This window comes from Cytobacillus sp. FSL R5-0569, from assembly GCF_038007265.1.
In the GTDB taxonomy this organism is placed as follows: Bacteria; Bacillota; Bacilli; order Bacillales; family Cytobacillaceae; genus Cytobacillus; species Cytobacillus kochii.
The window spans coordinates 1,948,390-1,960,847 of record NZ_JBBOWW010000001.1; the positions used below are offsets into that span (position 1 = coordinate 1,948,390).

The following is a 12,458-nucleotide window of genomic DNA, read 5'->3' on the forward strand; positions in this document are numbered from 1 at the left end:
GATGGAGAGATAGATTGTTTTATATATCGTTAGGAGAGAATCAGATGGCTGTAAAAGATTTATCGGTGTTGTTGAGCGTTATTCTAATTGTTGCTATGCTCATCATTCCTTTTCCCCATTGGCTATTAAGTATTTTAATTATCATTAATATGGCGCTCGCACTTATGGTTTTACTCATGGCCATGAGTATGAAGGAAGCACTGGAATTTTCTATATTTCCATCGCTTGTTCTTTTAATGACTTTATTTCGCATCGGGTTGAATGTCTCTACGATGCGTGCCATCCTTTCCGAAGGTGATGCGGGAAAAGTTGTTGAAACGTTTGGTTCCTTTGTTACTGGAGGTAACGTAATCGTCGGTTTAGTTGTGTTCATCATTCTCGTAATCGTTCAGTTTATTGTTATTACAAAAGGGACTGAGCGTGTATCTGAGGTTGCAGCAAGATTTACTTTGGATGCAATGCCTGGAAAGCAAATGAGTATTGATGCAGATTTAAATGCTGGGATGATCTCTGAACAAGATGCTAGAAATCGTCGTGAAAAAATCGGGCGGGAAGCAGATTTCTATGGAGCGATGGATGGTGCGAGTAAATTTGTAAAAGGCGATGCCATTGCGTCTATTATTATTACATTAATTAATCTAATCGTTGGAATAATCATTGGTGTCACGCAATTAGGTTTACCAATAGGAGAAGCTGCCACTCATTTTTCTATGTTAACAATTGGTGATGGGTTAGTGAGCCAAATACCAGCTCTTCTAATGTCTACTGCTACTGGTTTAGTTGTCACTAGATCAGCTTCAGAGGGGAATATTGGATCAGATATAACTGGGCAATTATTTTCATATCCTAAAATGCTCTATATTGCCGGCGCGACTATTCTTTTCTTAGGTGTGTTTACACCGATTGGCTTGTTATTAACACTTCCTATCGCAGGTTTGTTAATAGCAGGCGGGTATTTTATTTCTAAAACACCAGCACCTGACAAAGAGCAATTACAAGAAATTGAAGAAGAAGTGCAAACAGATGAAATGAAAAGCCCTGAGAGTGTGATTAATCTATTAAATGTGGATCCGATAGAATTTGAATTTGGCTACGGGCTTATCCCATTAGCAGATGGGAATCAAGGTGGCGATTTACTTGATCGAATCGTTATGATTAGAAGGCAATTAGCCATAGAGTTAGGAATTATCATCCCTGTCGTTCGCATTAGAGATAATATTCAATTACAACCTAATGAGTATCGACTCAAAATAAAAGGGAATGTTATGGCCAAAGGGGAGCTTTTATTAGATCATTATCTAGCCATGAGTCCAGGTGTCGAGGAAGATTCTATTGAAGGAATTGATACAATCGAACCCTCATTTGGTTTACCAGCTAAATGGATTAATGAAGACACGAAAGAGCAAGCTGAAATTTACGGTTATACCGTTGTTGATCCCCCCTCAGTTGTGTCCACTCATTTAACTGAAGTGATCAAAAATAATGCTCATGAGTTAATAGGTCGTCAAGAAACGAAGCAATTAATCGATCATTTACAATCAAGTTATCCTATTTTGGTGGAAGAAGTCACACCGACGCCTTTAACAACGGGAGATATTCAAAAAGTACTGGCGAAATTACTTAGAGAAAACATCTCTATTAAGAATCTACCAGTGATATTTGAAAGTTTAGCAGATACTGTTAGATCGACAACTGATACAGATTTATTAACGGAGTATGTCCGCCAAGCACTTGCTAGACAAATCACCGATCAATTTCATGATGAAGGTGAATCGTTAAAAGTGATTACTTTATCTGGAAAAGTAGAAAAGATTATTGCTGATGGAATTCAACAAACAGAACAGGGGCGTTTTTTATCGGTAGATCCGACACAAACACAAACGATTTTAGAGTCTCTGGCAAACCAAATCGAACAAAGCTCTATGTTGAATCATACACCAGTGGTCTTATGTTCACCTGCTGTTCGTTTATATGTAAGACAATTGACGGAAAGGTATTTTCCTCAAGTGCCTATTCTCTCTTACAATGAGATAGAAGCTAATGCAGAAGTACAAAGCGTTGGAGTGGTGAATCTATAATGAAAGTGAAAAAATTTACTGTTAATACAATGGCAGAAGGATTAGAGAAAATACGTAAAGATTTAGGACCAGATGCCATGATTTTACAAACGAAAAAAACTAAAAAAGCAACGGGATTTCTCGGTCTCTTTAAAAAGGAGCAACTAGAGATTATGGCAGGTGTCGACCCTGAGGCAAAGCAGCAGAAATCTGATCAACCACCAGCCTTTCAAACGCAGACTTCTTCAAGTGAGTTAGAGAATATGCAACAAATTATTACGCAATTGAATGAAGTGAAAGGGCTAATGAAAGAAAAGCGAAACAATTTACATAGGCAAACTGAAACCGTGCCAACAGATGTTAAAACAATGATTGAACGATTACACAATATGGAATTGCCAGCATTTCTTATCAATGAGATGACAGACCATCTATTATCGAGATGGTATAAAGAATCAGAGCAATTACGTGATAGCAAGGTGACAGAATGGATAGAAGAATATCTGACTAGTAAACTAGAAGGTATTTCATTTGGCGGTATTACTTTTAACAATAAATTAATTAAACTGGTAGGTCCAACAGGGGTTGGGAAAACAACTACCATTGCTAAACTGGCTGCTGAAGCGGTATTAAAACATAAGAAACAGGTAGCATTTATTACAACTGATACGTATCGTATTGCTGCTATTGAGCAATTAAGGACATATGCTGATATTTTCCATGCACCTCTAGAGGTTTGCTATTCTGCCGAAGATTATCAGCAGGCAGTAGAAAAGTTTGCTCATTACGATGTGATATTTATAGATACAGCAGGAAGGAATTATCGTCTCGAGGAAAATATAAAGGAGCTTTCCTCTGTAACAAAAGCCACTGATTTTCCGACTGAGACGTTCCTGGTGCTGTCACTTACTGCAAAAGTAGAAGATATGAAAGAGATATATGAGCAATTTACCAGAATGGACATTGACCGTTTCCTATTTACTAAAATAGATGAAACGAGCAACCTTAATGCAGTAGGAGAAATGGTGCTTCGTTTTCAAAAAGGGATTGCTTATATGACAAATGGACAAGAAGTACCCGAAGACTTGAAAGAGATGACAAAGGAAAAATTTTTGAATATCGTTCTCAAAAAGGATTCGGCTTATGTATGATCAAGCAGCTAAACTACGTGATCATTTAAGGAATAATCAACCCTTTATCGATCAAGAAGGTCGTGTCATCTCTGTGATTAGTGGTAAAGGGGGCGTGGGGAAGTCAAATATATCCTTGAATCTTTCCATTTTATTGAAAGAGCAACAGAAGAAAGTCTTGTTAATTGACATGGATATAGGTATGGGGAATCAAGATATTCTAATCGGTCGTTCTTTTCCATTTACTTTAGCTGATTATTTTCATGAAAAGCGCTCATTTAATGAGTTAATAGAAAAGGGGCCATTAGGTATTGATATGATTGCCGGTGGTTCAGGACTCTCAAATATATTGCAACTGGATAAACAAAAGGTGGATAACTTCCTTGATGATTTAAGTGTCGTTTTAAGGACATATGATTTCATCATTTTAGATATGGGAGCAGGGATGAGTTTGGAAGCTGTTTCATTTATTTCATCTTCTAAAGAAGTGATTGTTGTTACAACACCAGAGCCTCCAGCTATAATGGATGCTTATGGTGCGATAAAACAAATTGCCCGAAATCAGTCGGATATTCAATTTTCAATGATTATGAATCGCGTCGATGACATACAGCAAGCTGGTGAAGCATACGAGCGTATTTCGGCAGTAGTAAAGAAGTTCTTACAATTGGAAATTGTATATTTAGGATGTGTGTTTGAAGATAAAAAAGTGAAAAAAGCCGTTCAACACCAAGTCCCTTTTGTCCAATTGGATCGACAGGGACAAGCTGCTAAACAATTAGCACTCATTACTTCTCAATTATTAAATGAAATAGAAAGAATGGAACAAGGAAGCGGTACTTCTTTTATCCAGCGTTTAAAACATTTGCTTTTAAGTAGGAGGTGATGGGTGTGAATAAGATAAAGGTAGTTGTAATTGATGACTCCGCATTTATGAGAAAGCTAATTACCGATTTTTTATCTGGAGATCCACTAATAGAAGTAATAGGTGTAGCGAGAAATGGTGAAGAGGGCGTACGTGAAGTGATTCAAAAACAGCCTGATGTCGTTACACTAGATATTGAAATGCCAATTATGAATGGACTTGAGGCGCTGCAAAAAATAATGGCAAATAAACCTCTACCAGTTATCATGTTATCTAGTGCCGCGAAAGTAAGTACAGATCATACGATACTAGCATTTAAATATGGCGCATTTGATTTTATAGAAAAGCCATCGGGTCCGATTTCCTTAGATTTATATAAAATCAAACATGATTTAATAGAAAAAGTGAAAATAGCACGACAAACAAACATGAAATCGTTAATTAGTCCTATAAAACAACCTCACAAAAACATAAAAACATCTGCCGATTATAGTAATATAGAACTAAAGGGTGAGCATTTAGTATTAAAAGAGAAAAAACCTTTACTCGTTACAATTGCTGCATCAACAGGAGGGCCACGAGCCATTCAATCTATTTTACAAAGTTTTCCGCAGGATATAAATGCAACAATGCTGATTGTCCAACATATGCCACCGTATTTCACCCATTCTTTAGCAAACCGATTGAATCAAATGACTCATATTACGGTGAAAGAAGTAGAAGATGGAGAAAAGTTGGAGAAAGGTGTTGCTTATATTGCTAAAGGCGGCTTACATTTTACTATAAATCAAAAAGGCAGTTTTCTTTTTGCTCATTTATTACCACCGGAGAAAAAAGTGGGGCATTGTCCATCTGCTGATATGCTGTTTGCTTCATTTAGTGAATTGCAGGGCTATAGACAAGTAGCTGTCGTATTGACCGGAATGGGCGTAGATGGAAAAAAGGGAGCACAAAAGTTAAAAGAGAAAACGAAAACAACCATTATTGCCGAATCGAAAGAAACAGCCATCGTTTACGGGATGCCAAAAGCGATAGTTGATAATGGATTAGCTGATGAAGTAGTAGAGTTACAAAATGTCTCATCTACAATCTTGAAGTATGTTTAATGGAGGTGTCCTTAGATGGAAATGAACCAATATTTAGATCTTTTTATTGAAGAAAGTAAAGAACATCTACAAAATTGTAATGATTTGCTGCTTAAATTAGAGCAAAGTCCAGAGGATTTATTCATTGTTAATGAAATTTTTCGCTCTGCTCATACTTTAAAAGGCATGTCAGCTACGATGGAGTTTAATGATTTAGCCCAATTAACTCACCAAATGGAGAACGTGTTAGATCTTATTCGTAATGAGAAACTAGCTGTATCTTCACTAGTACTTGATGTATTATTTTTAGCAGCTGATTACTTAGAAGAAATGGTAGAATCTATTGCCAGTGGAGGCAATGGACAATTGAATGTAGAGACTGTAGTGAAACAATTGCAGAGCTTGGATGGCAAAGAACAGCTTGAGAATGTAAATGCACCGGAAACTATGCAATTTGGGAAGCTGACCTACGATGATTATGAATGGACTGTATTAAGTCAATCAAAAGGTACCGATTATCACCCCTATGAAGTGACGGTGCAATTACATAAAGATTGTTTATTAAAAGCAGTTCGAGTATTTATGGTTTTTGAAACACTAGAGAAAAATGGAGAAATCATTAAATCGCACCCTCAGGCAACTGCTCTTGAAGAGGAACAATTTGACTTTGAGTTTACAGTAACTATTCTCTCCTCTAACACAAAAGAAGAGATTGAAATGGAGCTGTTGAAAATATCTGAAATCGACGCTGTCGAAATCATAGCGATAGATTTGTCTCAGGCAAGTGAAGAAGCGGCGGTAGCTGTAGAACAAGTGGTATTGCCTACAGAAAAAGAGGTTGAAGTAGCACAACAACAGACTTCATCATTCAAACAGCAGAGCAAACATGCAACGAAAACGATTAGGGTAAACATAGAACGACTAGATATCTTGATGAATTTATTTGAGGAATTGGTGATAGATAGAGGACGTCTACTACAAATTTCTCAAGATTTAGACCATCAAGGGTTACAAGAAACCGTTGAACATATGTCTCGTATTTCCGGAGATTTGCAAAATATAATTCTCAATATGAGGATGGTTCCAATTGATACAGTCTTCAATCGTTTTCCTAAAATGGTAAGACAACTAGCGAAAGATTTACATAAGTCTGTCAACCTAGAGATTATTGGTGCCCAAACGGAATTAGATCGAACAGTCATTGATGAGATTGGTGATCCACTCGTTCATTTGATTAGAAATGCAATGGACCATGGAATTGAAAAGCCCGAAGAGCGTTTAGCGAAAGGTAAGTCACAACAAGGAACAATTATCTTGAAGGCTTATCATAGTGGAAATCATATTTTCATAGAAATAACGGATGATGGGGCAGGAATAAATAAGGACAATGTGTGTCGAAAAGCCATTTCCAAAGGGATTATTAAAGAAGAAGAGATCGCTTCTATGGAAGATCAAGATATTTATCAGCTTATTTTTTCATCAGGCTTTTCTACAGCTAAGGAAATTTCCGATGTTTCGGGCAGAGGCGTCGGTTTAGATGTTGTTAAAAGTACAATTGAATCATTAGGTGGATATGTTACGATTCAGTCTAATGAAGGAAACGGCTCAACCTTCTCCATTCAATTACCTTTAACCCTTTCAATTATTTCCGCTATGTTAGTAGAAGTAGAAAATGAAAAGTATGCTATTCCTTTATCCTCCATTATTGAAACAGCAATTATAAAAAAAGCTGACATTATGAAAACACATAATCAGCAAGTAATCGATTTTAGAGGTAAAGTCGTTCCGCTCGTTTCTTTACAATCTATTTTTGAAGTGAATGATGAAAGTGAAGAAACACCAGAGACGCTTTCAGTTGTTATCGTTCGAAAAGGAGAAAAGCTGGCTGCATTAATCGTGAGTTCTTTTATCGGGCAACAAGAGATTGTACTAAAATCATTAGGTGATTATTTAACGAATGTTTTTGCCATATCGGGTGCGACAATATTAGGCGATGGACAAGTAGCGCTAATTATTGATTGTAATGAGTTGATAAAATAATAGGAAGATGGTGATTGGACTGTGGAAAATAACCAACATACTGTTCAATTAATTGTATTTCAGCTTGGTGATAAAGAATATGGGGTACCTGTTGCAGATGTACTCTCAATAGAAAAAATAGAACATATTACGAGAGTGCCAGGAACAGAGAAGTATATTAAAGGTGTCATTAATCTGCGTGGTGTTATATTGCCAATTGTCGATTTACGCACGAGATTTAATTTACCCGAACACCCCTATTCCGAACATACTAGAATTATTATTACGAAAAAAGGTGAAAAGGAAGTGGGGTTAATTGTCGATGCAGCTAATGATGTGATAGATGTTGCAACATCACAATTAGAGCCCCCGCCTGAAGTGGTAGGAACAGAGTCGTTTGATTATATAAAAGCTGTCGCCAAAATGAATCAACAAATTCTTATTTTGATTGACTTAGCTAAAGTATTAAATATAGAGGAGAATGTAGAAGTTTAATGGCTGATTCTTATTCTATTAATAATCGACACCATCTCCCAAAATTTATAGATATGTTAAAAGAAGTAGCAAATATTGGTGCAGGTAATGCAGCAACAGCACTTTCTTCTTTGCTGGATAAAAAAGTAAATATGCGTGTTCCCTCGGTTCACATCTATACCTATCAAGAGGTAGTCGAGGCGAACGGTAATGACGAGAATGTAACGGTTGGGGGTCTGTCGCAAGTATCAGGCTCTCTTTCAAGCCAACTATTATTATTAATGTCTTATCAAAATGTAGAACGGTGGATAGCAAACTTGCTACAAAGCCAAAATGAAATGTTTAGTAGTCTATACGATCACATGGAACAATCAGCATTAGCGGAATTAATGAATATGTTAACAGGCGCCTATGCTTCTGCACTTGGGGATTTTTTTGAAGAACCACTCTTTTGTTCACTTCCTGCTATAAGTATCGATATGTCAGCTGCATTAATCAGTGATGCTTGTATTACACAATCATACGATTATGATGAGTTATTAGTTATTCAAACGAGTATGGAGATTGTTGAAGAATCGAAAGAAGAGCTTTGTCACTTATTGATCTTCCTCGATAATCACTCGTTATCTGAAATCTTAAAGAAATGTGACGGATAAATATAATGAATACAAGTGAAGTCGTGAAAGTTGGGATAGCTGACTGTCATATTGTTCAGGCACCTCAGTTAATTAGGACGTCAGGTTTAGGTTCTTGCGTAGGTGTCGTACTTTATGATCAAAAAAAGAAAATAGCAGGATTGGTTCATATAATGCTCCCTGACTCATCCTTAGCAAAATCAAAGGTATTTAACCCCGCTAAGTTTGCTGATTCAGGAATTAAGCATTTGTATGATGAGTTAATTAAAAGTGGTGCGCATCGTATTTCCATCATGGCTAAGTATGCAGGTGGGGCACATATGTTTAAATTTTCATCCGGTCAAGATGTGATCCGTATTGGCGAAAGAAATATAGCCACTACAGAACGAATATTAAAAAACTTGCAAGTTGAAGTGACAGGTAAGGATGTAGGTGGTCACTGTGGACGAACGATAGAGTTCAATCCAGAGAATGGCAAGATGATGGTTAAGACGGTTAATCAAGGAGTGACATATATATAAATATTTGTTAGAGGAGGTGAGTATCTGGTTTAAATCATGTATTTAACCAGATTCAATCAATGCTACAAGTTTCAGAAGAGAAAGCTTGGGATGAGTGGGTATGTTCACGAAATCAAGACGCGGGTAATTTCCTCGTTAAAAGATATATGCCACTTGTGAGTTATCATGTTCAAAGGATTGCAGCAGGTCTCCCTAAAAACGTGTCAAGGGATGAATTAAAAAGTCTAGGCATGATGGGTTTATTTGATGCACTAGAAAAATACGACCCAAATCGTGACCTTAAATTTGATACGTATGCATCCTTCAGAGTTAGGGGCGCCATCTTAGATGGTTTAAGAAAAGAAGACTGGCTATCAAGAAGCACGAGAGAAAGAACAAAAAAAGTGGAAGCGGCGATTGAAAGATTAGAGCAGGCCTATATGCGTAATGTCACAGTTGAAGAAATTGCTCTTGAGGTACAATTATCAACTAAGGAAGTATATGCTACTCTAAATGAACAATACATGGCCAACTTATTATCTATTGATGAAAAACCGAGTGACTATGATTATGATGATTATTCATTTGTTCTTCAAGATGAGAGAGCTATTTTACCAGAAAAACAGCTTGTTAAAAATGAATTAATTGAAGAATTAACATCACAAATTAAGCAATTAAACGAAAAGGAACAATTAGTGGTTAGTTTATTTTATAAAGAAGAACTGACATTAACCGAAATTGGTGAAGTTTTACAGCTTTCTACATCTAGGATTTCACAAATTCATTCAAAGGCAATTCAAAAGTTAAAGAAAACATTAGAAAAAATCGTCTAATGTTCTTTGAAGGAGGGTTTTTCTATGGTAGGAGGGCATATCATTTCTGTATCACCTGATAGGTTAACTGCTTTGTTACATATACAGGCAAGTGAGATACAAGATGATAATATTAAACAAGTAATAGAAAAAAGTATTCGTAAAGCGAATATTACATACGGACTTGACCATGCGCTAATCGCGAAAATAGTTGAAGACCCTCTAGCCTACACTTCCCCAATCGAAATTGCAAAAGGTGAGAAACCAATCGCTGGAAGAGATGCTTATTTAGTAAAGGAAAAGTTAAATATGCATAGTGATAAGCGAGAGAAGCTTAATGACATACATGAGTATATGGTCACAGTAGCAAATGGAGAGGTGATCGCAACTATTTTTCCAGCTACACCTGGAACGGACGGAATCGATGTTCATGGACAAAGGGTTAACAGCATGAATGGAAAAGAATTACACATCACTCCAGGGGAAAATGTGATCTTACATCATGAGCAATATTATTCTTTAATTGATGGTGAAGTCTTACTGTCAAAAAACAGCTTGTCTGTGTTGCCGATACAACTGATAGATGGTGATTATCATCCAGGAAAAGGTATAATGAAATTTGATGGTAACGTGGTTGTGAAAGGGAATGTCTTAACAGGAAGCCATATAGTGGCAACAGGTAATATAAGGGTAGAAGGAACAGTTGAAAACGCAAATTTAGAGGCACAAGGCTATATTTATATTGAAGGTGGAGTCCTCGGAAATCAATATGGTAAAATTCAGGCTCAAGGTAGTATAAGAGCCCATTTTTTAAATCAAGCAGTAGTAGAATCTGAAAGTAATATATATATAGAGCGTTCAATCCTTCATAGTGTAGTGTTTGCCAAGGAACATATTTATGCTAATAATGCATCTGTCATCGGGGGGCATTTATCAACATATGGTGAAATGATTGTCAAAGATATTGGCAATCACCATTTTACATATACTGAAATTGAATTAAAAGATGAGGATTATTCACTACAAGAAAAGTTAGGGGAAATCTCGAACAAACTTGCTGATTTAAATATCGTAAAACAAAAGTTAGTTTCTATTGAGTCTAAATTGCAGGAGGGTCAACAGGGACATCCGTTGGCATTAAAACATAAAAAGACTAAGAAGCATATCGAGCAAGAAATCTTAAATCTAACGAAAAAGAAACAAGAGATAGAAAGTCACCACACTTTTCAAAAGGATAAGCTAGCTATCAAAATTCTTGGAGATCTATACCCTCAAACAAAGATAAAAAAAGGTAAGTACGCCAAGCTTTTTAAAAAGCCGAATGCGCATATTACCATTCATTTTGATAAATCAGAATTTATTGTATTACCTATTGAAAATTAAAAAGTAGAGAGTCACTAATAGTTGACAAAAAAGAAGGGATAAATAATGATTGTTTTCTTCCTTATCATTAGTCTCATATTGAATATACTCGCAATCACTGCGATTCTTCTCCTTTATTTACGGCAAAATCGTTTTGTTTCTTTAGAAAAAGAACAAAAAAATAATATAGAACAAATGGATCAATTATTAGCGATATACATAACGGAAATGCGTGAAGAGAACGAAGCTTTTTTGAAGCAGGTCCAGCAAAGAAATATATTATCTCCAGTAAATGACGAATCTAACGTACAAAATGAGCCAAATCCACAAGAGTTGAATAAACGCTATCGGACAACAACAGCTAAAAAGAAGGCTGCATCTATTTATCAAGCTAATCAAGCCAATAAGGATACTCATATTGACCGTCAAAAAGAAAAGAATGAAGCGACTACCCATTCTTCTATTCAGGACCTTTATCATCAAGGGCACTCCGTCGATGAAATTGCAAAACGCATGAATAAAGGAAAAAAAGAGGTAGAACTTTTATTGAAATTTTCTAAGGAATGATGATAAGTCTTGCTTACTTACTGGAGTTATGCTATATTATAAAACGGTGTTAATACACACGCTTATTGATTTAACTAGTTGGTGCTGTCAATACAGTTTCTAGTTAAAGATGATATGAGCGGAGGAAAATAAAAACCATTAGGAGGAAACATCCATGTCAGTAATTTCTATGAAGCAATTGCTTGAAGCTGGTGTACATTTCGGACACCAAACTCGCCGTTGGAACCCAAAAATGAAAAAATACATTTTCACTGAGCGTAACGGCATCTACATTATCGACCTTCAAAAAACAGTTAAGAAGGTAGAAGAAGCTTATAATTTCGTTAAAGAACTAGCTGGTGAAGGCGGAACAGTTCTTTTCGTTGGTACTAAAAAACAAGCGCAAGATTCTGTTAAAGAAGAAGCAATTCGTTCTGGTATGTACTATGTAAACCAACGTTGGTTAGGTGGTACATTAACAAACTTTGAAACAATCCAAAAGCGTATTGCACGTCTTAAAGATATCGAAAGAATGTCTGAAGATGGCACTTTTGAAGTACTTCCTAAAAAAGAAGTTGTTCAATTAAGAAAAGAGCAAGAACGTTTAGAAAAATTCTTGGGCGGAATCAAAGATATGAAAGCTCTTCCTGATGCTTTATTCATCATTGATCCTCGTAAAGAGCGCATTGCAGTTGCAGAAGCGCATAAATTAAACATTCCAATCGTTGGTATTGTTGATACGAACTGTGATCCAGATGAAATCGATGTAGTAATCCCTGCAAACGACGATGCAATTCGTGCCGTTAAACTTTTAACTGGTAAAATGGCGGATGCAATTTTAGAAGCTAAACAAGGTGAAGAAGTAACGACTGCATAATTGCTATGAAATGCGTTATTTTTGAAAAGGTGATAATAGGGAGCACCCTTTATCACCTTTTTTTAAAAAGAATGACGTATTTGTTGCCTGCAAATC

At 36.2% G+C, this 12,458-nt stretch carries 12 protein-coding genes; all 12 read left to right on the forward strand.

Annotated elements, in window-relative coordinates:
* The first annotated feature begins 44 nt into the window (after positions 1-44).
* Complete coding sequence (gene flhA / locus MKX78_RS10185; RefSeq protein ID WP_095369514.1) at positions 45-2,078, forward strand: flagellar biosynthesis protein FlhA; 2,034 nt, start codon at positions 45-47, stop codon at positions 2,076-2,078.
* Positions 2,078-3,208, forward strand: a complete 1,131-nt coding sequence (gene flhF / locus MKX78_RS10190; protein WP_307314403.1) for a flagellar biosynthesis protein FlhF — start codon at positions 2,078-2,080, stop codon at positions 3,206-3,208. The genes flhA and flhF overlap by 1 nt, the downstream gene beginning before the upstream one ends.
* Entirely contained in the window at positions 3,201-4,073 is an 873-nt protein-coding gene (locus MKX78_RS10195; protein WP_095369512.1) for a MinD/ParA family protein, read from the forward strand. The genes flhF and MKX78_RS10195 overlap by 8 nt, the downstream gene beginning before the upstream one ends.
* The gene (locus tag MKX78_RS10200; protein WP_307314400.1) at positions 4,073-5,158 is read left to right on the forward strand and encodes a protein-glutamate methylesterase/protein-glutamine glutaminase; all 1,086 of its coding nucleotides are present in this window, start codon (positions 4,073-4,075) and stop codon (positions 5,156-5,158) included. The genes MKX78_RS10195 and MKX78_RS10200 overlap by 1 nt, the downstream gene beginning before the upstream one ends.
* Before the next feature lie 15 nt (positions 5,159-5,173).
* On the forward strand, positions 5,174-7,177 hold the full coding sequence (locus tag MKX78_RS10205; RefSeq protein ID WP_307314398.1) for a chemotaxis protein CheA: 2,004 nt from the start codon (positions 5,174-5,176) through the stop codon (positions 7,175-7,177).
* Between the two features lie 21 nt (positions 7,178-7,198).
* On the forward strand, positions 7,199-7,651 hold the full coding sequence (locus MKX78_RS10210; protein WP_095369510.1) for a chemotaxis protein CheW: 453 nt from the start codon (positions 7,199-7,201) through the stop codon (positions 7,649-7,651).
* On the forward strand, positions 7,651-8,286 hold the full coding sequence (locus MKX78_RS10215) for a chemotaxis protein CheC (protein WP_095369509.1): 636 nt from the start codon (positions 7,651-7,653) through the stop codon (positions 8,284-8,286). Before MKX78_RS10210 ends, MKX78_RS10215 begins: the two co-directional genes overlap by 1 nt.
* 5 nt (positions 8,287-8,291) lie before the next feature.
* Positions 8,292-8,786 carry a chemotaxis protein CheD gene (locus MKX78_RS10220; protein WP_180316976.1) on the forward strand — a complete coding sequence of 165 codons (495 nt, stop codon included), beginning with the start codon at positions 8,292-8,294 and terminating at the stop codon, positions 8,784-8,786.
* Between the two features lie 59 nt (positions 8,787-8,845).
* On the forward strand, positions 8,846-9,598 hold the full coding sequence (locus tag MKX78_RS10225) for a FliA/WhiG family RNA polymerase sigma factor (RefSeq protein ID WP_289433539.1): 753 nt from the start codon (positions 8,846-8,848) through the stop codon (positions 9,596-9,598).
* A 24-nt stretch (positions 9,599-9,622) separates the two neighbouring features.
* Entirely contained in the window at positions 9,623-10,960 is a 1,338-nt protein-coding gene (locus tag MKX78_RS10230; RefSeq protein WP_341050758.1) for a DUF342 domain-containing protein, read from the forward strand.
* Positions 10,961-11,005: 45 nt separating this feature from the next.
* Positions 11,006-11,506: a hypothetical protein gene (locus tag MKX78_RS10235; protein ID WP_095369505.1), complete on the forward strand. Its 501-nt coding sequence runs from the start codon at positions 11,006-11,008 to the stop codon at positions 11,504-11,506.
* A 154-nt stretch (positions 11,507-11,660) separates the two neighbouring features.
* Positions 11,661-12,362: a 30S ribosomal protein S2 gene (gene rpsB, locus MKX78_RS10240; RefSeq protein ID WP_095369504.1), complete on the forward strand. Its 702-nt coding sequence runs from the start codon at positions 11,661-11,663 to the stop codon at positions 12,360-12,362.
* The last annotated feature ends 96 nt before the right edge of the window (positions 12,363-12,458 follow it).